Origin of the sequence: Syntrophomonas wolfei subsp. wolfei str. Goettingen G311 (genome assembly GCF_000014725.1) — a bacterium.
GTDB classification, from domain to species: Bacteria; Bacillota; Syntrophomonadia; order Syntrophomonadales; family Syntrophomonadaceae; genus Syntrophomonas; species Syntrophomonas wolfei.
In genome coordinates, this window is record NC_008346.1 from 1,088,027 (window position 1) to 1,113,646 (window position 25,620).

Sequence of the window (25,620 nt, forward strand, 5' to 3'; positions counted from 1 at the left end):
TGCTAAAATTAATAAGATTTTTAGAGATACAGGCAAATCTGCACTTTGGGATACCTTTCACCCCCTGGGAGAGAGGTATTTTGTTTAAGCAGCGGGAGAGAGTTTCAACAAACCGCTGCAACGAGGTGGGGGATTAGACCTGCTTCCTGTTTTATTATAAAAGCCCGGTTGTTTAAAGATGCGGGGAACATATTTAACCCGGTTATGATGTCACTGCAAAAAGTTATAAATATGCATTAGCGTGCATAAATATACCGCTCAGCTACATTAAAAGCGACCGAAGGGTGTGTAGGGAACGACCCCAGTGTCGTTCCGAATCAGGCTTCGCCAGCGCTTTGTATATTTATGCAACCCTTATGCAACAAGAGGGGTTTTTGTAGTAGAGTCAGTTATATATTACAAAACAGTAAGGTGGTAATTCAGATGGCTAAAGGAAAGTATGACGGAACCTTGAATCTTCCCCAAACCGGTTTTCCCATGAGGGCCAACCTGCCCCAGAGGGAGCCGGAGATATTGAAGTTCTGGGATGAAATTGACATATACCGGCGCATACAGGAGAAAAACGCTGGCCGACCCCAGTTTATTCTGCATGACGGACCGCCGTATGCTAATGGGAACATTCACCTGGGACATACCCTTAATAAAGTTTTGAAAGATATTATTGTTAAATACCGCTCCATGAGCGGTTACGACTCTCCCTATATCCCGGGCTGGGATACGCATGGCCTGCCTATCGAGCAGCAGGCCATAAAGAATCTGGGTATTGACCGGCATAAGACGGATGTGGTAGAGTTCCGCGAACACTGCCGCGACTATGCCCTTAAATATGTGGAAATACAGAAAGAACAATTTAAACGACTGGGGGTGCGCGGAGACTGGGAAGATCCCTACCTCACCCTGAGTCCAGGTTTTGAGTCTATACAAATCAAAGTATTTGGAGAAATGGCTAAAAAAGGTTTCATTTACAAAGGTTTAAAGCCGGTATACTGGTGCGGGGACTGTGAAACGGCCCTGGCCGAGGCGGAAGTGGAATACAATGAAAAGGTCTCCCCTTCCATTTATGTCAAGTTCCCGGTAAAGGATGGAAAGGGGGTTTTACCTGAAGATGCCTTTGTTATCATCTGGACCACCACCCCCTGGACCCTGCCGGCCAACACCGGAATTTGCCTGCATCCGGGCTTTGATTATGTTTTGCTGGAAGTAAAAGGAGAAAAATACCTCCTGGCTCAAGGATTGCTGGAAGCAGTAGCCGGAGAGCTGGGCTGGGATAATTATCAGATTCTGGACAAATATAAAGGGGAAGAGCTGGAACGGGTGATTTGCCACCATCCTTTCTTTGCCCGCGATTCCCTATTGGTATTAGGTGAACATGTCACCCTTGAAGCTGGTACCGGCTGCGTACATACCGCTCCCGGACATGGTGAAGACGACTTTCATGTAGGCCAGGAATACGGATTGGAAGTGATTTCTCCGGTGGACGACCGGGGTCGATTCACCGCAGAAGCCGAAAAGTTCCAGGGGCTCTATGTTCATGATGCCAATAAAGCGGTTATAGAAGAGCTGGAAAAACGGAATATGCTGCTGAAGGCGGCAAGTATTGAACACCAGTATCCCTATTGCTGGCGCTGTAAGCAGCCTATAATCTACCGGGCTACGGAACAATGGTTTGCGTCCATTGATGGTTTTCGCCAGGATGCCCTTAATGCTATTGATACGGTTAAGTGGATTCCATCCTGGGGCCGTGACCGGATTTTCAATATGATTAGAGACCGGGGGGATTGGTGTATCTCCCGGCAGCGTACCTGGGGAGTACCTATTCCCATATTTTACTGTGAATCCTGCGGGGAAGCCCTGATAAACGATGAAACCATCCAACGGGTGAGCGAGCTCTTTGCTGCGAATGGTTCTGATATCTGGTTTGCGAAAACGGCGGCAGAACTTATGCCGCCAGGCTGCAGCTGTGAACACTGCGGCGGAAGTACTTTCCGCAAAGAGAGCGATATTATGGATGTGTGGTTTGATTCCGGTTCCAGCCACATGGCTGTTTTAGAACCGCGCCAAGAACTGCGCTGGCCGTCTGATATGTATCTGGAAGGCAGCGACCAGCACCGTGGCTGGTTTAATTCTTCCCTTTCGACAGCGGTGGCAATCAGGGGTGCTGCCCCCTATAGAGAGGTTTTGACTCATGGATTTGTGGTAGATGAGCAGGGCCGCAAGATGTCCAAGTCCCTGGGTAATGTGGTGGACCCACTGCGGATGACCCGGGAAATGGGAGCAGATATACTGCGCCTGTGGGTATCATCCGCCGATTACCGCAATGATGTTTCGGTTTCGCCCAATATAATAAAGCAGAGTGCGGAGGCTTATCGCAAGATTCGCAATACCTGCCGCTTTATCCTGGGTAATCTTTTTGATTTTGACCCCGGGAAAGAGCGGGTAAGCTATGATAAGCTGAGTGAACTCGATCAATGGGCCTTGCTCAAGCTGGACAAATTAATCCGCCGGGTCACCAAAGCTTATGAGGATTATGAATTCCATGTGGTATTTCATTCCATGCACAATTTTTGCACGGTTGACCTGAGCAATATCTACTTTGACATTTTGAAGGATAAACTATATTGCTCACACCCGCAGGATGCGGAAAGGAAAGCAGCCCAGACCGTACTCTATGATATAATTAACGCCCTGGTGGTAATGCTTACTCCCATACTGGCCTTCAGCAGTGAGGAAATCTGGAGCTATCTCAAGAAGGAAGGGCAGGCGGAAAGTGTCCAATTGTTGGAATGGCCGCAAGCTAATGATGAGTATCTCAACCAGGCTATCGAAAACCGTATGTCAAGGGTTCTGGAATTGCGGGAAGTGGTTACCAAAGCCCTGGAAGAAGCCCGGAGCAAGAAGGTAATAGGTCACTCCCTGGGAGCATGGATTACCATCTATGCCAGCCCCGAATGGACGGAACTTTTGAAAGCTACCGCCGGCCTGGAAAAAATATTCATTGTTTCCCGGGCGGAACTGAAGCCGGAAACGGAAGCGCCGGCAGAAGCCCTGGCCCTGGAGGGGGTTGAGGGAATCCGTGTTATGGTTCAAGCCGCCGAGGGCAGCAAGTGTGAACGCTGCTGGATAATTGAGAATTCAGTAGGCGAAGATTTAAAACATCCCACATTATGCCAACGCTGTGCAGAGGTTGTGGCCCAACTGCAAGGATAGGATGCTAAAAATCATAAAAGCACTATAGAAAAAGAAGAGAAGGAAGAGGAAAAGGGGAGGGCTTGCTTTCCCCTTTATTTTAATGAGGGAAGATATATAAACTATTGCTATGGATATCATTATCCAGGACTGTTGGGCTCTGAAAATGTATTTAAACCCCGCAATCTGGAATAATAATAAGAGAGTGGAGGGGGAGTTATGCCAGAAAGGGAACCGGGTCGGGATGATAGCCATTACCTTCAGGAATTAAACCGGAAGATGGACGAACTATCTTTGAATATGGAGAAATTGGGCATTGCTGAGTATCTGGAAATGCTTAGAAATCCGCGCCGCCTCTTTTTTATAAATTTTTGGGCCGGCTTATCCCGCGGCTTTGGAATGGCTATAGGTTTTACCATTCTGGCAGCTATAGTAATATATTTTTTGCAAAAGTTGATTATACTAAATGTACCGCTAATTGGAGATTTTATTGCGGATCTGGTAGCAATAGTACAAAACCAGCTAAGGGTGCAATAGAAGTTAGTTTTTATGCAACCCTTATGCAACAAAAGGGTTTTACAGTGAAGTCAAGGATTATTTTGTGAGGAGTATGGGTTAATATATGACATGCGGCATGGGAGGCAGTTTACATAAATTGAGGTGATAAGATGGACTACCAGGATAATTTAATGCAGCGCAAAGCTGAAATAGAGCAGGTTATTAAACAAAAACGGGATGAACTGATTATTCCCCTGGGTGAGTGGAGTGATGAGCTTTCCCTTTATGACCAGCACCCGGCTGATATTGCCAGTGAGGTAACCCAAAGGGAAACCAATCTGGGTATATTGGAAATGTTGGAATATGAGCTGGAGAAAGTAAATGATGCCCTGTCCCGCCTGCAAAATGGCCAGTATGGTGTTTGTGAAGCTTGCGGGCAAAAGATCGAGCCGGCTCGTCTGGAACGCCTGGTGAATACCACTCTCTGTACCAACTGTGCCCGGAGCCAGCAGAAGGGCTTCAAACGGCCCGCCGAGGAAGGAGTCATAGCGGCAGGTCAGATGTCAGACCTGGGCGAAGGAATACAGATCGCCGGTTATGAGTTTTATGAGTAGGGCAGGAATGCCTGTAAATAATTGATGGAAACCTGACCCCTTGAGCCGCGAGACGAGCCGCAGGTGTTGCCCACGCGTAGCGCCCTGTTGGGCGCAACTATACTCCCTTCGGTCGCTTTTATGTTTGCTGAGCGGTATATTTATGTAAGCTAATGCATATTTATAACTTTTTGCAGTGAATCAACCTTAAATTGAGTAAATTCAGGGGATATTATTAGCGCTCATAATCAAGAAAAATTGTCCCTGGCTAATAGACTCGGATTTACTAGTTCTGCAAGCCGACACTTTAGTTAACGGTGGATTTTGGAGAGTCTGGGCGTTTACCATATCTTGCTAAAAAGCAGTGAAGAGTATATATTGATTGGTAGAGGAACATTAGGGGATGGGGATTTAGGAGCAATCACAGGAATGAAGGAGGACAGGTATATTGAGAATTGGCATTTTCACTGACAGCTTTATTCCCTACACTAGCGGCGTGGTTACCTCGATTTTAACTTTCCAGAAAGAATTGAGCCGCCTCGGACACGATATCCATATCTTTGCCCCTAGCTATCCTAACTTCCAACAAGAGGAAGAACAGGTATACCGCTTCTTTTCTTTACCGGCACCAACCAACCCTGATTTTTCTCTGGCCATTCCCATTTTTCCTGGCATGAATATGCTGGTCAGGAGACTTGACCTGGATATTATCCATGTTCAATCACCATTTACCATGGGGCGGGTCGGCCTTCACTATGGCCGCAAGTATCACACTCCTGTAGTCTTCACTTACCATACCCTTTACGACCAATATGTTCATTATGTTCCCATTGCTCAGGATCTAGCGCGGGAAATGGCAATCAAATACAGTGTAAGCTTCTGCAACCAGTGCAGCCATGTGGTAGTACCAAGCAGTGAGGTACAGACAATACTAAAACAAAACGAGGTTAAGACTCCGCTTAGCGTAATCCCTACCGGCGTACCTCTGGATAAATTTGAGTCAGGAGATAAGGATTGGCTGCGGAGGAATTACGATATCCCCGCCGAAAACCGGGTGCTGCTTTTCGTGGGACGATTAACCCGGGAAAAAAATCTGGAGTTTCTCATAAAGGCCTTCCAGCAGGTAAAAAAGCGGGTAGCAAACAGCACTCTGGTTTTAACCGCCCAGGGACCACTGGAGAGCGAGCTTAAAAAACTGGTGTTGGACTTAGGTCTTTCGCTGGAAAAGGATGTTGTTTTTACGGGAGCACTGCCCTTTGACACTTTGGTAAATGTTTATTACTCTGCTGATCTTTTCGTTTTTTCTTCCGTAACCGAGACCCAGGGATTGGTTTTAATTGAGGCTATGGCTGCTGGGCTTCCAGTGGTAGCGGTGGGAGCTTACGGAGTCCAGGATATGGTGGATCATGAGAAAAACGGACTTCTAACCCCTTTGGATATAGAGGCCTTTAGCGATGCTATATCTAGCCTGCTGCTTGACAATCAACGCTATCGCCAATACCAGCTCAATGCCCGCCAAAAGGCGGAAAGCCTTTCTGCCAGCAAAATGGCCTTAAAATTGGAGCAACTTTACCAAACCCTGTATGATCAGTCCCCTCCTCGTTATTACCGGGGATTCGACCTGGGCAGGTGGCTGGGGTCCTAAATACCGAATATGAGGGCCTGTTATTGACAGGCCTTTTTTTAATGGGGCGAACAAAGCCCTCCTTTTGCTTTGCCCCTTGCTATTATCTTGTGTTAGATTATTAAGAAAAGTGAGGAGTAAGGGGTAAGGTGTGAGGGGTTAATATACCAGGTGCATCTCCCCGTTCAAGCGCAATCAGATTCACTTTTTATTATTGATGACTTTTTATTGTGAGATCAAATAGAGCTAATCTCTTAATAATTTCTTTAGGAGCTGGATTAAGATGAAAAACCTGCGCCTCACCCTGGCCGTTATAGCCGGGAAGATATTAATCTATATAAGCCGCCTGCTGGGTCATCAGGGAACTTCTTTACCCGGCCGGATAGCCCGTAAGATTTATCCCCGGATATTGCGAACCCTGTCCACCAACATCCGCCGGGAGATTGTAGTAATAACCGGAACCAATGGTAAGACTACCACCAGCAACATGCTGGCGGAAATTCTCCAGCAGCAAGGCTACAGCCTGGTGCATAACCGACTTGGAGCCAATATGCTTTCTGGAATTACTACCGCTTTTATTGAAAAGAGCGATATTTACGGCAGCAGGAGATTTGATTATGCCTTGCTGGAGACCGATGAAGCTACAGTCCCATTGCTCTTGCGGGAAACCCGGCCTCGCCTGGTTCTAATCACCAATTTTTTTCAGGATCAGTTGGATCGCTATGGCGAAATGGATCATACCATAAAATTGATTCAGGAGGCGGTAAAGGATCAGGAAATCGAAATGCTGCTCAATGCTGATGACCCTTTGACCGCCAACTTCGAGGCTGAAACCGGGCTTAAATGCCGGTATTATGGCTTTGATGGCAATTCCTGTGATAGTAACCGGAGTATAGATAGTAGGGAAGTAAGATACTGTGCCTTTTGTGGTCATCCGCTGGAATATGAGAAATATCACTATGCTCAACTGGGTCAATATAGCTGTCCTCAATGCCATAGCTGCAACCCGGAAAGGGATTTTACCGGACAGGAGCTGGAAATGAGTCCGGATATTGAATTGAAAGTGGACGGAATGGCCCTCAAAAGTCCCTACCAGGGCTTCCACAATGCCTATAACATACTGGCGGCAGTTTCCCTGGCCCGCTTGTTGGGGGTGGAGGAAGAGAATATTAAGAAGGCTATTGCCAGTTTCCAACCCCAGGCTGGACGGATGGAGGCTTTCTTCATAAACGGCAAAAGGGTAGTACTGGCCCTGGTTAAGAACCCGGCTGCACTAAACCAGACCCTGGCCAGCTTGATTTATGACCCAAGCCGAAAAAATCTATTTTTTGCTTTAAACGATAATGCTGCTGATGGCCGTGACATCTCTTGGATTTGGGATGCAGATGTGGAATTATTGGAGTACGAGAATGTGATGGTTGAACAGATTGTTTGCTCCGGACAGAGAAGCGGCGACATAGCTTTACGCTTCAAATATGCTGGTTTCCCTCAGGAAAGGATTAGAATTGAAGCAGAACTGCCGAGGGCCATTGAGCTGGCAGTGCAGGGCAGCGCGGAGAGCAGTTATATACTCTGCAGCTATACCGCTCTGTTTGCTTGCCAGCGCATCCTGAGGGAGATGGAAAAGAGAAGTGGGGCCGGGGAGGAAACGGAAAAGGCTTACCAACCCCAATCATGAGCTAAGCCGCTTATTAATGGTTAAACCATAGTTGATTCTACTGCAAAAAGTTTATAAATATTAATTAGCTTGCATAGATATACCGCTCGCCCCCTTTCGCCTGCTAGCCAAAGCCTAAGTGTTGCATCCATGCTTCGCCAACGCTCGCTTGGTATATTTATGCAAGCCTTATGCAACAAAAGAGGTTTTTGCAGTGGAGTCATAGTTTAACAATAGTTGAACAATCGCTAAACTACTGTTCCGTCTCCCGGCGACTTTTTTGCTAATCTGGAGGTGTATATGGCACATTTTCATTTGGCTCAACTCTATCCTAATTTGATGAACCTTTACGGTGACAGAGGTAATCTTCTCTGCCTGCAAAAACGGCTGGAATGGTACGGATATGATTCCAGTATAGAAAATATAAATCCTGGTAATAACCTTGATTTCAGGCATATAGACCTGCTTTTTATGGGCGGAGGCTCAGAGCGGGAGCAGGAACTGGTGCTACAGGACCTGGTCAGCAAGACGGATTCCCTGATGAAGGCTATTGAGGAGGGCTTGCCCGTACTATTTATATGTGGAGCTTACCAGCTCTTGGGTGAATACTACCGTTCCCATGAGGGCAAAGAAATGCAGGGACTGGGGCTCTTTTCTTTCTTTACCCAGGGATTTAAGGAACGGCTTACAGGCGATATTCTTATCCATACTACTTTAAATGGGGTAGAAGAAAGCGTAGTCGGTTTCGAGAATCATGGGGGAAGGACTTATTTTATTGATAAGCGACTGCAAGCTTTTGGTCGTGTTATAAAAGGATTTGGCAACAACGGAGAGGACAAGCAGGAAGGAATAAGATACAAAAACCTGCTGGGCAGCTACCTGCATGGACCTCTACTGCCTAAAAATCCCAAGGTGGCTGATTTCTTCATTAAGGCCATGGCCGAGAGAAAGGGCCTTAAGATAGAAGGCACTTTGGATGATAGCCTGGAAAACTATGCCCATGAACAAGTGAAAAGGAAACTTATGGGATAGAACAGAATATTTTGTACAGCTTGGGGCACAATACCAGTAAATATCAAGCATAAAAAGAGGTGTTGAGCTATCAACCTGGACACAGCTTTAAAACTCTACCCATTCCCCGCCGATAGTGTTAGAAAGCGGATGAGGGAAGTATTGAGTACGGGAAACCCCCAGGTGGAACCTATCATCGACTACCTTTTGGAAAGCAGCGGTAAGATGCTGCGGCCTCGCCTGCTTTACCTGGCTGCCTCACCCTATCCCCATGACCCGTTGATGGTTAGGGATATGGGTGTAGCGGTTGAGTTGATTCACCTGGCTTCGCTGGTGCATGATGATGTGATTGACCAGGCTCTCACCCGCCGGGGACAGGAGAGTATCAACAGCCGCTATAATAATAAAACCAGCGTCCTCACCGGAGATTTGCTTTTTGCCACAGCCTTCAACTTGATCAACCAGCACCCATTTCCCCAGGTTATGGATCAGATAACCCGGACCATACAGCTGATGTGCCAGGGCGAAATAAAGCAGTTGTCACTGGCCTTTAATCTCGATGTCAGTGAAGAAGAATATTACGAAAAAAGCTACAGCAAAACCGCCTGTCTTTTTGCTTGTAGTTGCCGGGTAGGAGCCTGGATCAGCAGCATGCCGGAAAAATATGCTTCATTGTTGGAAGAGTACGGCCTCTATCTGGGTTATGCCTACCAGATTATTGATGACATACTGGACCTGGTGGCAGATAGCCAGGCTTTGGGTAAACCAGCTGGAAATGACCTTAAGGAAGGCAATATCACCTTGCCCATAATATATGCCCTGAAAACTAAGGAATACGGGAGCTTATTAAGAAAGATACTGGCGGGGGAAACGGGCCAGCTTGATACCCGGGAACTCAAGAATATACTGCTTGATAGCGGAGCCATCGAATATGCCCGGTCCATTTCCCGGCAATTTTTGCAAAAAGCCCTGGCCAGTCTCGAATTGTTTCCCGTTAGCCCCGCCATTAAAGAAATGAAGAATATTGCGCTATTTATAATGGAGGAATACTATGCTCGCCTCAGCTACGACAACGAAGGCGAATTGGTAAAGGTGGTTAATTGATGCCCGGTTTGGCCAACAGAACTCAGGAAAGCAAACTTGCTTTACTCATGCAGCACGGGCTGCGGGGCGGTCGCATGAATTTGCTCTCTCATTATATTCTTTTTACCTTGAGTCAGGTAAAAAGCCAACTAAAGGTATGGGAGCAAGAGGCCCGTCTCTGCCCTAACGAAGAGCTGAGGAAGCAGGCCTTAAGCAGCATTCATAATAAAGGATTTCACTGCCAGGGAGGGGCATTTTTTGCTGTTCCTTACCGGGAAAAGGAAACTCTATTGCTGCGCTTGATTATTGCCTACCAGACCTTGTGCGATTACCTGGATAATCTCTGTGACCGGACCGCTTGCAGTGATGGCAAAGCCTTCCGCCAACTGCACCGCTCGCTGGAGGATGCTCTCAGCCCGGTAGAAGCTAGCCTGCTACCGGACTATTATTCCTACTATCCCAGCCAGGAGGATGGGGGGTATATAGAAAAATTGGTAAGAGTTTGCCAGTCCTGTGTTAAGCAACTCCCATCTTATCCAGCGGTTTATCCAGATCTCATTCATTTGGTCCGCCTGTACATAGACCTGCAGGTAATAAAACACATCGATCCGTGGCAAAGGGAAGAGGAATTAAGGGAATGGGCGAAGAAACAGCTCTACGCCTACCCGGGGCTTCGTTGGCAGGAATTTGCTGCAGCCGCAGGTTCCACCCTGGCAGTTTTCGCCCTTTTTGGCCTGGCCTCTATCCAGGACTTGCCGCCAGTAGAGAGCCGGAAAGTGGTGGAAAACTATTTCCCCTGGATATGTGGCCTGCATATCTTGCTGGATTACTTCATTGATCAGGAAGAAGACCGCGAGGGAGGAGACCTCAATTTCACTTTTTATTATGCGGATAATCGGGAATGCATTTCGCGGCTGGAGGTTTTTATTTCCCAGTCCCACGCGCAGAGTGCAAGGCTTAATGACTGTGACTTTTCCCGCGTGGTAGTGGAGGGACTTCTCGCCATGTATTTAAGTGACCAAAAGATTGCGCAAAGACAGTTGCAGGCTGCCGCCCGGCAACTACTGGCAGCATCTGGCCCCAACGCGCTCAAGACCTTCCAACTCTGCCGCCTGGTAAGGAAGATTTTCTAAAGCAGCGACTGTTTATACAAGCCAATGGATATTAATAACTTTTTGCAGCAGAACCCCCGCCACAACCACCTATGAAAATAGGAGGAACAGCAAGATGATGATTTTCTGACGCTAAATTGAGGTGACAAAAGAACCGTCCCCTTGTCACCCATATGATGTGACAAGAGAACCGTCCCCTTGTCACCCCCTTGTCACCTTAGATTCCCTTTTTCCACCCTTTATCCTCAGTTAAAATACCTTCTCGACCGGCACTCTTTAGCCCCGGATCATCAGATTTGCCTGTTTTAACCCGTTTACCCGTATCTTTCTTGTTGCCGGGATCGGGGGACTCTTTTTTTTCGCTATCCACTTTATTCACCTCCCATTTTCCTGGATTGATTTATTCCCTTCAAAAGTAGTATGCAATATAAGCATTTTTTCAATTCCGAAAATATTTTTCCAACTATGTGGAACATTAAGCTATAATTGAGCCATCCTTTGAAAAACGAAAAGGAGGGACATTTTTGACCGAAGCAATAATTAAGCGGATTAATGAACTGGCCAAAAAGAAGAGGGAACAGGGCTTAAATCCCGAGGAATTACAAGAGCAGAAGAAACTCTATGATATATACCTTAACGGCATCAGGCAACAGGTGAAAAGTCAATTAGAGGCTATATCCGCTCACCCGCCCGGATGTGATTGTGGTAAAGAACACCATCATAATGGGGAATGCCAAAAATAATAAACCCTTCTACCCCTCAAAGAAACAACTTATCTGGCGGAATGGGTATAATATATGCATAAGATATTGTATTTTCCTTATTTTGCTGGTATTATCCAGTTAAACAGATGGCTATGATTATTATTAATTGAGACTTTTTCCCTGGTATTTATGTCTCAAGAAAGGAATGGTTTAAAATATGAGTGAAAGTAGCGGAAGAGTTCTGGTGGAAATAATCCAGGGAACCCAAGTTCTTAGCGGTGGCTGAAGCTGCAGTGGTTGCGATTCCGCGAGTAGCTGTGGATCAGCTATTGATTATGAGGAGCAAACCAGGAAACTTGCTGAAGCAATGAAAGGTACTTATGGAGACAAGGTTGAAGTCAAATATGTAGATACGGATAAAACCGGCTTTGATAATTATCCCCTGGTTCGCCGGGTTCTTCAGATGGGTTATACTTTTCCCATAACCCTTATAAATGGTGAACCTAAATTTGCGGGTGGGATAATGGAAAGGGAAATAAACAACATTGTTGATGAGCTAATTTAATAGTAGTATTGGCTAAAACAGGGGGAAAGTCCCCTGTTTTTTTATGCCTGTCCCGTATGTGAATTGATAGTCAGGTCCATGAACGTCTGGAATAATACCCCTGTACCCTCCTGGTTAGATGTGGTAGAATCCTTGATAAATATGTACCAATAAAGGGGGTAGCAATAGTGGTTCAGCGTAGTTTAAAAACCCGGATTATTCTAATGCTGGTTATATTTAATCTATTAGTATTCGGATTTTTCTACTGGAACAGCTTGATGCTGCAACGTATGCTGGTAAAAGATTTTGAAAAGGAATATATTGCTCAGACCTCTGATACTGTTGCTGAATGTGTCAGGGATGCTGAAAAAGAAGCTCAGATATTATCCAATTCTCTTTTTGCCAACGCTGCTATTAAAGAGGCCTTTATACAGCAGGATCGAGCAGAATTGCTTGGACTGGTTCTCCCGGTATACGAGCAATGGCAAAAAGATCATCACATATCTCAGTTAAATTTCTTCTCTGCTGATGGTACAGCAATATTGAGAGCCCAAAAACCTGAACAATATGGGGATGATGTTAGTTACCGCAAGGCGCTGGCCAGAGTCATTCAAAGCAGGCAACAAGTTATGGCTGCTGAGAAAGGGGTCACTGGTTTCGGCATTCGTTGTCTGAATCCCCTGGTGGTTGAAGACAGGTTAGTAGGTATATATGAGGTTGGGATATCTCTGGAAGAAGCTGTAGGTGAAGCTCTGAGTGAATTGCAGCAGGGCAAGTACGGCATCTTAGCGCTGGAGAAGCAAGAGAGCAGTGTATTGTGGCAGAGCTCTGCCCTGGGCGTAAACCCGGAGGCAGCGGACCTGGAGAAATTGGAGCAGGGGAATAGCCTTTCCCGAAAAACCAGTGATAACCGGGTGATATTAACTTTGGTACCGATTAAAGATGTAGAAGGCAATGCAATAGCTTTTGTACAGGGAGAGATTCCTCGGGATACTTTTATTCAAGCAGAGAACCGGGCTAAGAGCCGTTCGTTGCTTATAGTAATAGTTTCTTTACTTTTAGTATGTATTATAGCCTATCTGGTATTAAACCGCGCTTTAAGGCACTTGCAACCCCTGAGAGATAGTATGGTTCGGGTTGGTGAGGGCGATCTGACTGCGGTGATAGACCTCAGCAGCAAGGATGAAATCGGTAAGCTGGCCCATGGATTTTCCGATTTGCTGGAACGCTTTCGGGAGGTCATGTATGCACTTTTCGCCAAGAGCTCGAATCTGACTACTAACGCCTATTTCCTGAATGATGTTGCCAGCTCATCAGTAGTAAAGCTGGGACAGACTGCCGAACAGTTAGATTATGTAGGCGGTCAGCTCCAAGGTGCCGGGCAAAACCTGCGCGAAGCTGATACTGGAGTAGAAGAGATAGCTGGAGCTTCATCCATGGTAGCGGAACAGGCCCAAAACCTGCAGGAGACTTATATGAAACTATCCCAGGCTGCCCAAGAAGGTAAAGAAGAGATGAAACGCTTTGAAGAAGTGGGACAGCTGTTAAAGGAACGGGGGGAAAGTACGGTCCATTCAGCGCGGGAACTGGAGAAGATATCCCGTGATATTGGTGAAATAACTTCAACTATTATGAGTGTTTCCGAACAGACTAATCTATTAGCCTTAAATGCAGCCATAGAGTCAGCTCGGGCCGGCGAACACGGTCGTGGCTTTGCTGTAGTTGCAGAGGAAATCCGTAAGCTGGCCGAACAAACTGCGGGTTATACCCGGCAGATAAGTAGCCTGATTAGCGGAGTCCAGGGGAATATCGGTAATTTTGTAGTGGAAATTGAATCTATGGGGACAGCTATTGAGGAAGAAAACCAGACTACCAGTCGGGTTATCGCCAGGATGGAGCATATTATTAGGCAAATCGTCAACATACAGGATGCAGTTATGGATATTTCATCAGCCATGCAGGAACAAAGCGCTGCCTCCCAGGAAATCTCGGCAGTGGTTAGTACGGTGAATGATAATATGCTATTACTTATCAGCAATTTAGACCAGATAATCGAGGATATAAACCAGCAAATGGATAATTTCTCCGCTATTGTTGATATTGCTGGAGAAACTAATGATATTTCCCAAGCCTTCCGGGATATTCTGGAACAATATCGTTTGCCTGATAAAGTAGTGCTGAGGCAGGTAATTGATGATCATCACGGCTTTGTCCGCAAATATCAATTTATTGTAGAACATAACCTTTTCGCTGAGCCGGATAGTGTGCCCACCCACATGCAATGCCGTTTAGCCCGCTGGTTCAAGTCGGTCCAGGATAAGGGAACGCTGGAACTCTATCAACAGCTGGCTGCTAATCCCCATGAACAGGTTCATACTTTGGCCCGGGAGGCTATTCAAGCTAATAATCAAGGCCATAAGGATGAGGCCAGAGCACACATACAGGCAATGATTGCTGCTTCAGATAAAATCATTGCCGCCTTGGAGCAATTGATTGCTTTTAAAAGTAATGAGGGGAACTAAGTTAGAGAATGAAGGCAACTAAAGTGATAAGTCCGGGTATAGTTCGCTGTCCCCGGACTTATTGCTGGAACATATTCAGTACTATTAGGGACCATACAAGGAAATAATATTAGCACAAAGGAGTTGCTCTAATGGGCGATAAAGAGAAAAAACCTTTAAAGTATCGAATATTGACCTACGGTTGCCAAATGAATGTCCGCGACTCGGAAACCATTGCCGGTTTGCTGGAAGGCAGCGGTTTTAATCAGGCGGAAGATCTCAGCGAAGCTGACCTCATAGTATTTAATACCTGCAGTGTTCGCCATTCCGCTGAGAACAAGGTGTATGGCAAACTCGGGGAAATTGCGTCATTAAAGAAAAAGAGACCGGAACTCTTAATTGCTTTTGGCGGTTGTATGGCTCAATTGCCCGAGGTCAGGCAAAAGCTTAAAAAACGCGGAGTAGATGTGGTTTTCGGCACACATAACATCCACGAGCTTCCTTACTTGATTGCCCGGGCGAAAGAGAAAAGGAGCCCGGTTTTTGAAGTCTGGGAAAAGGAAGGTAGCATTGTTGAACCTTTGCCTTCTTGTCGCAAGCCTGGGTTAAGTGCTTTTGTCAACATAATGTTTGGCTGCAATAATTTCTGCAGCTACTGTATTGTTCCCTATACCCGGGGGCGGGAGAGAAGCCGTAAGGCGGATGATATAATACGGGAATTGGAAGAATTGGCGGCTGCCGGATATAAAGAAGTAACCCTCCTGGGACAAAATGTGAACTCTTATGGCCGTGGCCTGGGTGAAAAAATAGAATTTGCCGACCTCTTGTACCGGGCCAATTCTGTTGCCGGTATTGAGCGTATCCGCTTTACTACCTCCCATCCCAAAGATGTATCCGATCGTCTCTTGCAGGCGATAGCTGAATGTGAAAAGCTTTGCGAGCATATTCATGCTCCTTTGCAGGCAGGCAGCAACCGGATATTGCAAAGGATGAACCGTAACTATAGCCGGGAGCATTACCTGAAGTTAGTTGAGAGAATGCGCCACTATGTTCCGGGGGTAAGCATTACCAGCGACTTAATAGTAGGTTTTCCAGGAGAAACGGAAGAGGATTTTCTAGAAACCTTGGATATGGTGGAGAGGGTAAGATTTGATGCGGCTTTTACTTTTTTGTACTCGCAGCGCAGTGGAACCCGGGCGGCAGAATTGGCCGAGCAGATTCCTCTGGAAGAGAAAAAACAGCGTTTGGAGCGTTTGAACCGGCGGCAATACCAGATTGCTACAGAAATAAACCAGGAACTACAGGGCAGCATTCAGGAGGTACTGGTTGAAGGACCCAGTAAAACCAACCCGCAAAAACTGACCTCCAGAACCCGAAGTAATCGTATTGTTATATTTTCCGGAGGAAAAGACTTAATCGGGCGCTTGATTAATGTTAAAATAACAGAAGCCAAAACCTTTTCTTTGTTTGGAGAAATTTTTAACGAATAAGATCTAGGGAGGGAACTTTTTTGACCAGTGAAGAAATTATAAAAATGGCGTTTGAACTGGGCAATGCCGTGGCGCAATCAGAAGAGATCGAAGGACTTAAGGCCAGCCAAGCCAGGGTATCCCAGGATCATATAGCTTATGATCTTATCATGAGTTATCAGGATGCCAAGAGCAAGATGGAAAACAAGCTCCAGGATGGCCTGTCCCTTGGACAAGCAGAACAAGCTAATTTAAAAAACTTGGAACAGGAACTAAAAAGCAATAGCATCATTAATGAGTTGATGGCAGCCCAGGAGAAATTTGACAACCTCATGCAGGCGGTATACTTTGCTATGAATCAAGCCCTGTCTGGTGGTTGTTCCAGTGGTTGCGACTCCTGCGGCGGCAGCTGTAATATGTAATATCAACAATGTTAAATAGTTTTTAATGAAAAAGACTTGGTTTTGCTGAGTCTTTCTTTTTAGGAGGTATTCATTTTATTGGCTGACTATACCCCGATGATGCAGCAATACCTGCAAATAAAAGAGGAACAGCAGGACGCTATCCTCTTTTTTCGCCTGGGTGACTTTTACGAAATGTTTTTTGAAGATGCCCGGATAGCTTCCCGGGAGCTGGAAATCGTACTTACGGCACGAGATGGCGGAGCCGGAAGCAAAATCCCCATGTGTGGAGTCCCCTACCATTCCGTGGATAACTACCTGGCGCGTCTTATCAACCGGGGATATAAAGTGGCTATCTGCGAACAAGTAGAAGATCCCCGAGAGGCCAAAGGCATAGTCAAGCGCGAAGTAACTCGTATTGTTACCCCTGGCACTATAATTGAAGAGCAATTGCTGGACCAGGCGAAGAATAACTTTTTAGCGGCGGTGGAAGAAGAGCCTCTTTGTACAGGTATTGCCTACATAGATATTTCCACGGGTGAGTTCTGGCTAAGTGAAATAGCCGGGGAAAATGCCCGGTCCCGGGTGGAAAGCGAAATACTCCGTATTTCCCCGGCAGAATGCCTGCTGGCCGGAAGCGGCAGCCTGACCGGCAGCTGGGAAGAGGAATGGCTGCGCCAGCAAAATATTACCTTGACCGTATGGGATGAGCTGCCATTAAGCCTGGAAAGAGCAGAAAGTCTCCTATTGCGCCAGTTGCAAGTTGCTTCCCTGGAGTCTTTTGGCCTGAAATCCTACTCGGCCGGCATTAAAGCTGCCGCCAGGATAATTGCTTTCCTGGAAGAGACGCAAAAAACCAGTCTCCAACACATCAAGAGCCTGCGCTGTTATAGCAGCGATAATTTTCTGGAGATGGATTTTTACAGCCGGCGCAATCTGGAACTGACGGCTACCTTGCGGGAAGGCAAAAGAGAGGGTTCCCTGCTCTCCATACTCGATGAATCTCGCACTGCTATGGGCAAGCGCCTGCTGCGCCGTTGGATTGAACAGCCGCTGCGAGAAGCCGGGGAGATTGAAGAACGGCTGGATGCGGTAGATGAATTGAAAAACACCCTCTCGCTGAGAACGGAACTTACCCCCCTTTTATCCCGCATAAATGACCTGGAAAGATTGGGGGGAAAGATCGGTGCCAGTGTAGCCAGCCCGCGTGATCTCTTGGGGTTAAAGTCATCGCTGGCGGTAATCAATGATATAAAAAAGGCCTTACAGCCATGCCGGAGTGAAATCCTGCAAAGGCTCGCTGCTATGGATGCGCTGGAAGAGGTATTTGCCTTAATTGACGCCTCTATAAATGACGAGGCCCCGCTAGGGATAAAAGAAGGCGAATTGATAAAAACTGGTTACAAGCAGGAAATTGACGAGTTGCGAGAACTATCCCAAGAGGGTTCGAATTGGCTGGTGGAATTTGAAAACCGGGAAAAGCAGCGAACTGGGATAAAAAACCTCAAAGTCGGCTTCAATAAAGTTTTCGGCTACTATATAGAAATCACTAAATCCAACCTCTCCCTGGCACCAGCCGACTACCACCGCAAACAAACCCTGGTCAACAGCGAACGCTTCATTTCCGATGAATTAAAACAATACGAAGAAAAAATCTTAGGCTCCCGGGAAAGGCTTTATTCCCTGGAGTACCAGGAGTTTATAAAAATAAGAGAAGCCCTTATTCCCTATTTACCCCGGGTAATGGAGACCGCCCATGCCATAGCGATTCTGGATGTTTTACAGGGACTGGCGGAAGTGGCCTACCAAAACAACTACATTCGACCGGAAATAGATAATAGTGGTAAGATAAGAATAAGGGCGGGACGACATCCGGTGGTGGAAAAGGCCTTGCGCGAAGCCCGTTTCGTTCCCAATGACTTGCAGCTTGACCGGGATAAGGCTCGTTTTGCCATTATTACCGGTCCCAATATGGGAGGCAAGAGCACCTTTATGCGCCAGGCGGCCCTCTTGGTGCTCATGGCCCAGATGGGCAGCTTTATTCCGGCGGAAGAAGCCCGGATCGGTCTGGTGGATAAAATCTTCACCCGGGTGGGGGCTTCCGATGACCTGGCCGCCGGTCAGAGCACCTTTATGGTGGAAATGATAGAGGTCGCCAATATCTTAAACAACGCCAGTGACAATAGCCTGGTAATCCTGGATGAAATAGGACGGGGAACCAGCACTTATGATGGATTGAGCATTGCCCAGGCCGTAAGCGAGTATCTTTTGGAAAACAGCCGGAGCAAGGTTCTTTTTGCCACCCATTATCATCAACTTACCCGCCTGGCGGAAAAACTGCCGGGGATCATAAACCTCAGTGTCTCCGTTAAAGAAACCGGCAATACGGTGGTTTTTTTGAAAAAGGTTTTACCGGGAAAGGCGGATAAAAGTTATGGATTGCATGTGGCGCGTTTGGCCGGATTGCCGGAAAAGCTTATTATTAGAGCAGAGGATATTCTGCAGGGTTTGGAAAAGAATAAGGACAGCCGGCCCGCACCTACTCTGCTCCAACCCTTGCTCTTTAGTGACAGCCATCCCGTGGTGGACGAGCTTAAACAGCTGCATATCGATGACTTGAGCCCGCGGGAGGCCTTGCAATTATTGTATCAATGGCAGAAAATGCTTGATGATAAATAAATGAGGAGGTGAGGCAAATGTTGATTGGGATCGATGTTGGTGGCACATACACTGACGGAGTTCTCTTTAAGCAAGGTACCATTATAGCTACGATAAAAAAACCTACTGATGATATTAATCTGAAAAGCACCTTGCTGGAGGTGCTGGATGAACTGCTGCCCAGTGCTGAAGGACAGAAGATAGAACGGATAGTTTTCAGTACCACCCTGGTAACCAATCTCCTGGCCACCGGCCGGGGGGAAAGAACCGCTCTTATTATGCTGCCGGGTCATGGCTTACCTCATGATGCCTATGATATCTGTCCGGATATCTTTTTTGCCCGTGGTACCGTGGACTTTCGAGGTAATGTTATTGAAAAGCTGGATCAGAAGGAAATCGATGATATCCTGGCCCGGATTGCTGCCGCGGGTATCAAGCGGGTGGCGGTAGCGGCCAAGTTTGCCAATCGCAATGATGTCCTGGAAAGAGAGATTCAGAGTAAATTGGCTGCCAGCTATCCTGATATATCCGTTTCCCTTAGTTCCGAAATATCCAACAAGCTGAATTTTCCCCGCCGGGCAGCAACTACCTATTTTACCGCTATGACGGTAAAGGAATGGATGCGATTTGCGGCGGAAATCGATCAGGCCATAACAGAGAGGGGTCTTGACAGCGAGGTACATATACTGAAAGCCGATGGAGGTACCTTTAGCCTGGATACCTCGTTCCGGAGACCCTGTGAAACCGTTTTTTCCGGCCCTGCTGCCAGCACCATGGGTGGGTTGGCTTTGAGCCAGCCGAATCTTAATTCCGTGGTTTTAGATATTGGCGGTACTACTTCAGATATCGCCTTGATAATAGCCGGTGCTCCCCTCTATGCTTCCAAGGGAGCACGACTGGGTAAGCAATATACCCATATAAACGCTTTCGCGGTAAATTCAGTAGCCCTGGGAGGGGATAGCTGCCTGGACTATGATGGGGAAATAAGAGTACAAAACTTCCGCCGGGGAGCAGCCGCCTGCTTCGGGGGGGATTATCCCACCGTTACGGATGCCTTTAACTGCAAGATGGATTTGGGGATAGGAGACGCTGGCCAATCCGCGGAAAAACTGCAGCAACTGGCGAGCAAAGCAGGAATAGAATCTTCCGAGCTTTGCCACCAGGTAGTCAATATAGTCATAGAACGACTGGTAGCCAGTATAGAAGCTATGTTCCGGGAATGGGAAAACGAGCCGGCCTACAAGGTCTGGGAAGTGGTGAACCGGCGCAAGTTCAAGTTAGATCAAATAATCGGTATAGGAGCGGCGGCCACCGCCATTGTTCCTCAGGTAGCCGCCAGAATGGAGGTAGACTCATTCCTGCATGACTATTCTCCAGTAGCCAATGCCCTGGGAGCAGCCGTGGTTAGACCCACCCTGGCTGTGGAATTGCATGTAGATACCCCCAATAATTTCTTCTCCGTTGGTCCGGGAGGGATAAGAGGAAGCCTTAATGACCGGGGAGGAATGCAATTGGGAGATGCTAAAAATATGGCCCGGCAATACCTGCTGGATATGTGCCGGGAGCAGGGAATGGAGTCCTATGCCAGTGAATCCAGCTTCTATATGGAAGAACAGTTCAACATCATAAGCGGCTGGAGTCGTTCCGGCAAGATCTTTGATGTGGGGATACAGATAGCACCAGGATTTATATCCGAATACAAGGGGGTGAGCTCATGAAACCGACCGGAATTCTATTTTTCCCTGCCTTTGACTGGGCCATATCACCTACCCATCCGGAAAGAGAGGAGAGGCTTCTCTACACCCGCGATCAGATCTTTGAAGAGGGGATAATGGACCTGCCCCAGATTAAGGAATATCACCCGCGCCTGGCCGAAATCCGTGATGTAGCCCGACTGCATTTCTGTATTCCTACGGTGGAGGCGCAGATTATCGAAGCCCACCTGGTATCGGCTGGCTCAGCCCTGGTAATGGCCGATGCTTTCATGCAAGGAGAAGTAAAAAATGCCTTTGCCATAATTCGCCCGCCGGGGCATCATGCTATGACCGTAAGCCACGGCAACCGGGGGTTCTGTAATATCAATAATGAAGCCATAATGATTGAATACCTGCGGCAGAAGTATGGGATAAAACGGGTGGCCATCGTAGATACTGATGTTCATCACGGCGATGGAACCCAGGAAATTTATTGGCATGACCCGGATGTGCTCTTCATTTCTTTTCACCAGGACGGACGCACCCTCTATCCGGGCTCTGGCTTCATGGAAGAACTGGGAGGACCCTTGGCCTACGGAACCACCATAAATCTCCCCTTGGCCCCGAAAACTACTGATGATGGAATCCTCTATGCTATTGATGAGCTTATCCTGCCCATGCTGGAGGACTTCAAACCGGATATAGTAATAAACTCGGCCGGTCAGGATAATCATTACAGCGATCCCCTGGCCAATATGGCTTTTTCGGCCCGGGGCTACGCCGAATTGAATACACGGCTGGCACCGGATATTGCGGTGCTGGAGGGCGGTTATTCCGTGGAAACGGCCCTGCCCTATGTCAATATGGGTCTGATAATGGCCATGGCCGGAATTGACTATTCCAACCTGCGGGAACCGGATTACAACCCGACTCGTTTTAAGGAATCCCCCCGTAATATGGAATATATTAAGAAAATGGTAGCCCAGCAATGGACTGCCTATAAAAACCGCGAAGATACTATAGCCGATAACCGCAAGAAATCGGGCAATTTCGTTAATTACAATAAAAGCATCTTTTATGATACCGAATATATTTATGAGGATCAGATTAACCATTTGCGTATTTGCCAGAATTGCGGCGGTTTTCGCATGATTGAGTCCCGGGCCCATCAGCGGACGGGCGAGCATTTTCATGTGTTCTGCATAAGCATTCCCGCCAATGCCTGCCAGCAGTGTCAGGAGGAAGGCCGCGCCGCTTACCAGGATATGATCAAGAAGCGTCCCTTTGACCTGCTATACCTGCAGGATCGGGTAAAAGATGATTTAAGGATTTACAAAGTGCATAAGGATACAGAAACGGTTTTGTAAGATGGCCATAAAACTATTGAATGATAATGTAATAAATAAAATTGCGGCTGGGGAAGTGATTGAAAGACCGGCCTCGGTTGTCAAAGAACTCCTGGAAAATGCTATTGATGCTGCTTCTCGGAACATCGCCGTAAAGATTTCCGGGGCCGGGTTGGATAGTATTGAGGTGACTGATGACGGGGAAGGGATCTCCATGGAGGAACTTCCCCTGGCCTTTTTGCGGCATGCTACCAGTAAAATCGAGAATGAGGGCGACCTCTTGCGGATTATGAGCATGGGATTTCGGGGGGAAGCTCTTCCCAGCATAGCATCGGTTTCGCGCATTGACATATACAGTAAAAAGGAAAAACAGGAGGGCATTCACTGCTTCATCGAAGGCGGGAAAATCCTGGATTTGCAGTATTTTCCCGGCCCCGAAGGCTCCAAGATAATCGTATCTGATCTATTCTTTAATACACCCGCCCGCAAAAAGTTCCTGCGCAGCCCGGTAACAGAGGGGAATAATGCCTACGAGCTGGTTATAAAGTACGCCCTGGCCCGGCCGGATATTGCCATATCCTTCAGTAATGAAAAAAGACAGCTGTTTCGTACTCCGGGCAATGGCAGTTTAAATGATGCAGTAATAGCTATATTCGGCCGGGATTTCCTGGAACCACTTATCCCGGTAAAATGGGAAGGCCTGAGCCTTAGCATCTCTGGTTTGATTTCCCCGCCGGGGGTAGCGAAAATGAACCGGAAAAGGCAGCTAATCTTCGTCAACCAAAGACCGATTAGAAGTCCTCTGCTTTACCGGGCACTGGATGAAGGCTACCGTGGTTTGCTGCTGGCCCGGGAGCAGCCGCTGGTCATACTGCAGATAGCGGTGCCGCCGGATAGTATAGATGTAAATGTTCACCCACAAAAAAGCGAAATTCGCTTCCGGGATGAGCAAAGTATATTCCGCTCGCTCTGCGGGCTTTTACGCGATACCCTGAATGCCAGAGATTATCGCTTGCAGGACAACCTGCCCCAGAACCGTTCCCAGCCGTTCTATCCTGCTGCCGGGCGGAAAACAGCCAAGCAGAAGGTAGAAGAACAGCCCGTGATTCCTTTTATGCATAATCGCAAGGCGGATAAGCGGGTAGAGGAGACGGGGGGAGAACCCTGGATTCCCTTCTACCCTGAGGAGCAGGCTGAGGGTAGCGTCAGCCGGGTATATGATGAATTTAAAATACTGGGCCAGCTCTGGGATTCCTACATACTGCTGGAAAAGGAGCAAACCCTCAATATCGTAGACCAGCACGCCGCCCACGAGAGGATTATCTATTCCCGGCTGCAGCAGTTTTATGCCGCTTCCCGGGGAGAGATGCAAATGCTGGCTTTCCCCCTGCTTATGGACTTGTCGCTGCGGGATATGGAATTGCTGGAAAAAAACCAGGAGATCCTTGGCGAACTGGGCTTCGACCTGCAGCAAGCCGGTCCCAGATCCATTTTTCTGCGGGGAACTCCGGCCATCATAGCCGGGCAGGAAAGGGAGGTTCTATTTGAAATATTAGAACTCCTGGCCGGGGGACAAGGGATTAATCTTAAAAATGAGGCTATAATAAAAATGGCCTGCAAGAAGGCGGTCAAGGCCGGAACCCGACTGGACTACCGGGAGATGATGCAAATAATACAAGAGCTTTTTATCACTGATGATTATAAGAACTGTCCCCACGGGCGTCCCACCATAATCGCCTGGAAGCAGGCCGACCTGGAACGGATGTTCAAGAGGTAAGTGTGAAAATAATAGCGACCACCACCCAATCGCAAACTACATTATGCTCTGAATATAAGCAGTTTCTGGAGGAAACCGGCCTGCCTTTTATTCCCCGGGAACGAAGAAGCCTACAGGCTATTGCCCAGGAACAAGAGGCCCAGGCCGTGCTGGTTTGGCAGGCCAGCGGACCGGTATTGCATATGGGAGATGAAAGCTTCTTTTTCCATCCCAGTATGGCCAAAAACCGCATAGCTTCATATCGCAAATTAGGTACGGCTGACCCCTTGATTAAAGCCTGTGCCTTAGAAGTGGGCAGCAGCTTTTTGGATTGCACTCTCGGCCTGGGAGCTGATTCTATAGTAGCCGCTTATTATGCCCATGAAGGCAGGGTAGCAGGTTTGGAATCTTCTCCGCTAATCGCGGCCATAGTAAAGTGGGGGATGAAAGTATATCATTCGAATATGAGCTGGCTGGATCAGGCTATACATTCCATTCAGGTAGTAAATGCGGAGCATTATGATTATCTCCGGAAACTAGAGGATAATTCCTTTGATATTGTTTATTTTGACCCCATGTTCCGTAAACCACGGCATAAAAGCACCGCCCTGGCGCCTTTAAGGCTGCTGGCCAACCATCAAGCCTTGAGCCGGGAAGTTATAGCCGAAGCCTGCCGGGTAGCCAGAAAACGGGTAGTTGTAAAAGAGATGCCGGTAAGCCGCGAGTTTGAACGGCTGGGAATAGAGCAGCTTATGGAAAATCCCAATAATCCCATAGCCTTTGGGGTTATAGAAGTATGACTCCCTCCCCTTACCCTCACTTATTAAATATATTAATGAGGTGCAGCTCATGTATAAACTGGCGGCTATCGTAGGTCCGACAGCAGTTGGCAAAACCAATATATCCCTGGAAGTAGCCCGGCAAATAAACGGGGAGATTATTTCCTGTGATTCCATGCAGCTTTACCGGGGCATGAACATCGGCACCGCCAAGGCCAGTAAGGAAGAGCAAAATATAGTAGCACATCACCTTATTGATATAGCAGATCCCCATGAAAATTTCACGGTTGCCCGCTATCAATCCCTGGTAAAAGACCTTATCTCCACCATCAACGCTCGGGGAAAGATTCCCATTCTAGTGGGGGGCACCGGACTTTACTACCAGTCAGTGGTTGATGATTATACTTTTTTTCCTATGGAAGTCCGGCAAAGCATACGCGACAAATGGAACGCTATTATTCAAGAAAAAGGATTGCCTCATGTCTATCGCCTATTGGAGCAGATAGACCCTGCTTATGCCCAAATAATCAGCCCCAATGACCAGAAAAGGGTGGTACGCGCTTTGGAGGTTTATGAGCTCACGGGAAAGGCTTTCTCCACCTTGCAGGATAGGGCAGAGAACACATATTATTTGGCGGTGGTGGGATTATACTTGGAAAGAAGAGAATTATATGCCAGAATTGAAAGACGGGTCGATGAAATGATAAAGAAGGGGTTGATTGAGGAGGTTGCAGCGTTGCGGGAAAAAGGGATAGACCTTTCGTATAACTCTATGCAAGCCCTGGGGTACAAACAGGTATTTTATTTCCTGGAAGGTTTTATTAATCGGGAAGAGTTGCTAAATGAAATAAAAAGGGAAACCCGGCGATATGCCAAAAGGCAGTTGACCTGGTTCAAAAAAGACCAGCGTATAAAGTGGTTTAATGTAGGCGATTTTAGTGATGAGGAGCTTTTGGTTAAAAATATTTGTACCTTTATGGAAGGACAATTCGGAATAGTGTAGA

At 47.3% G+C, this 25,620-nt stretch carries 20 protein-coding genes; 19 read left to right on the forward strand and 1 reads right to left on the reverse strand.

Translation table 11 applies throughout. The annotated features are described in order from the left end of the window. Positions 1 to 423: 423 nt before the first annotated feature. From ileS to SWOL_RS04920, 8 genes are all read left to right on the forward strand, one after another. Positions 424 to 3,207, forward strand: coding sequence for an isoleucine--tRNA ligase (gene ileS / locus SWOL_RS04885; RefSeq protein WP_011640382.1), 2,784 nt, complete (start codon positions 424 to 426; stop codon positions 3,205 to 3,207). Between the two features lie 198 nt (positions 3,208 to 3,405). Next, positions 3,406 to 3,723: a DUF5665 domain-containing protein gene (locus SWOL_RS04890; RefSeq protein WP_011640383.1), complete on the forward strand. Its 318-nt coding sequence runs from the start codon at positions 3,406 to 3,408 to the stop codon at positions 3,721 to 3,723. A 131-nt stretch (positions 3,724 to 3,854) separates the two neighbouring features. Then, on the forward strand, positions 3,855 to 4,298 hold the full coding sequence (locus tag SWOL_RS04895) for a TraR/DksA C4-type zinc finger protein (protein ID WP_011640384.1): 444 nt from the start codon (positions 3,855 to 3,857) through the stop codon (positions 4,296 to 4,298). A gap of 427 nt (positions 4,299 to 4,725) precedes the next feature. Then, positions 4,726 to 5,922 (forward strand): glycosyltransferase family 4 protein, encoded by a 1,197-nt coding sequence (locus tag SWOL_RS04900; protein ID WP_011640385.1) that lies wholly within the window; start codon positions 4,726 to 4,728, stop codon positions 5,920 to 5,922. Positions 5,923 to 6,184: 262 nt separating this feature from the next. Continuing rightward, positions 6,185 to 7,579, forward strand: coding sequence for a MurT ligase domain-containing protein (locus SWOL_RS04905; RefSeq protein ID WP_011640386.1), 1,395 nt, complete (start codon positions 6,185 to 6,187; stop codon positions 7,577 to 7,579). Between the two features lie 279 nt (positions 7,580 to 7,858). After that, positions 7,859 to 8,590 carry a type 1 glutamine amidotransferase gene (locus SWOL_RS04910; protein WP_011640387.1) on the forward strand — a complete coding sequence of 244 codons (732 nt, stop codon included), beginning with the start codon at positions 7,859 to 7,861 and terminating at the stop codon, positions 8,588 to 8,590. Between the two features lie 141 nt (positions 8,591 to 8,731). After that, positions 8,732 to 9,673, forward strand: coding sequence for a polyprenyl synthetase family protein (locus SWOL_RS04915; protein WP_011640388.1), 942 nt, complete (start codon positions 8,732 to 8,734; stop codon positions 9,671 to 9,673). Further along, entirely contained in the window at positions 9,673 to 10,785 is a 1,113-nt protein-coding gene (locus SWOL_RS04920) for a tetraprenyl-beta-curcumene synthase family protein (RefSeq protein ID WP_011640389.1), read from the forward strand. The genes SWOL_RS04915 and SWOL_RS04920 overlap by 1 nt, the downstream gene beginning before the upstream one ends. 196 nt (positions 10,786 to 10,981) lie before the next feature. Here SWOL_RS04920 and SWOL_RS14250 read toward each other — a convergent pair whose 3' ends face one another. Next, positions 10,982 to 11,134 carry a hypothetical protein gene (locus tag SWOL_RS14250; RefSeq protein ID WP_155814133.1) on the reverse strand — a complete coding sequence of 51 codons (153 nt, stop codon included), beginning with the start codon at positions 11,132 to 11,134 and terminating at the stop codon, positions 10,982 to 10,984. A gap of 154 nt (positions 11,135 to 11,288) precedes the next feature. On the opposite strand from SWOL_RS14250, the gene SWOL_RS04925 reads away from it, so the two are divergent. The 11 genes from SWOL_RS04925 (at position 11,289) to miaA (ending at position 25,619) form a co-directional block, all read left to right on the forward strand. Then, the gene (locus SWOL_RS04925) at positions 11,289 to 11,507 is read left to right on the forward strand and encodes a DUF896 domain-containing protein (RefSeq protein WP_011640390.1); all 219 of its coding nucleotides are present in this window, start codon (positions 11,289 to 11,291) and stop codon (positions 11,505 to 11,507) included. A 328-nt stretch (positions 11,508 to 11,835) separates the two neighbouring features. Further along, a complete protein-coding gene (locus SWOL_RS04930) occupies positions 11,836 to 12,033 on the forward strand; it encodes a hypothetical protein (protein WP_041427397.1) in 198 nt (65 codons plus the stop codon). A 167-nt stretch (positions 12,034 to 12,200) separates the two neighbouring features. After that, a complete protein-coding gene (locus SWOL_RS04935; protein WP_011640391.1) occupies positions 12,201 to 14,534 on the forward strand; it encodes a methyl-accepting chemotaxis protein in 2,334 nt (777 codons plus the stop codon). A 131-nt stretch (positions 14,535 to 14,665) separates the two neighbouring features. Then, positions 14,666 to 16,003, forward strand: coding sequence for a tRNA (N6-isopentenyl adenosine(37)-C2)-methylthiotransferase MiaB (miaB, locus tag SWOL_RS04940; protein ID WP_011640392.1), 1,338 nt, complete (start codon positions 14,666 to 14,668; stop codon positions 16,001 to 16,003). Between the two features lie 20 nt (positions 16,004 to 16,023). Next, positions 16,024 to 16,404 carry a YlbF/YmcA family competence regulator gene (locus SWOL_RS04945; protein ID WP_011640393.1) on the forward strand — a complete coding sequence of 127 codons (381 nt, stop codon included), beginning with the start codon at positions 16,024 to 16,026 and terminating at the stop codon, positions 16,402 to 16,404. Positions 16,405 to 16,482: 78 nt separating this feature from the next. Next, positions 16,483 to 19,062 carry a DNA mismatch repair protein MutS gene (mutS, locus tag SWOL_RS04950; protein WP_011640394.1) on the forward strand — a complete coding sequence of 860 codons (2,580 nt, stop codon included), beginning with the start codon at positions 16,483 to 16,485 and terminating at the stop codon, positions 19,060 to 19,062. A gap of 17 nt (positions 19,063 to 19,079) precedes the next feature. Beyond that, on the forward strand, positions 19,080 to 20,759 hold the full coding sequence (locus tag SWOL_RS04955; protein ID WP_011640395.1) for a hydantoinase/oxoprolinase family protein: 1,680 nt from the start codon (positions 19,080 to 19,082) through the stop codon (positions 20,757 to 20,759). Continuing rightward, positions 20,756 to 22,102 (forward strand): histone deacetylase family protein, encoded by a 1,347-nt coding sequence (locus SWOL_RS04960; RefSeq protein ID WP_011640396.1) that lies wholly within the window; start codon positions 20,756 to 20,758, stop codon positions 22,100 to 22,102. Before SWOL_RS04955 ends, SWOL_RS04960 begins: the two co-directional genes overlap by 4 nt. 1 nt (position 22,103) lies before the next feature. Next, on the forward strand, positions 22,104 to 23,858 hold the full coding sequence (gene mutL, locus SWOL_RS04965; protein ID WP_011640397.1) for a DNA mismatch repair endonuclease MutL: 1,755 nt from the start codon (positions 22,104 to 22,106) through the stop codon (positions 23,856 to 23,858). 2 nt (positions 23,859 to 23,860) lie between these two features. Beyond that, the gene (locus SWOL_RS04970; protein ID WP_011640398.1) at positions 23,861 to 24,637 is read left to right on the forward strand and encodes a class I SAM-dependent methyltransferase; all 777 of its coding nucleotides are present in this window, start codon (positions 23,861 to 23,863) and stop codon (positions 24,635 to 24,637) included. A gap of 49 nt (positions 24,638 to 24,686) precedes the next feature. Further along, positions 24,687 to 25,619, forward strand: a complete 933-nt coding sequence (gene miaA / locus SWOL_RS04975; RefSeq protein ID WP_011640399.1) for a tRNA (adenosine(37)-N6)-dimethylallyltransferase MiaA — start codon at positions 24,687 to 24,689, stop codon at positions 25,617 to 25,619. Position 25,620: the final 1 nt, after the last annotated feature.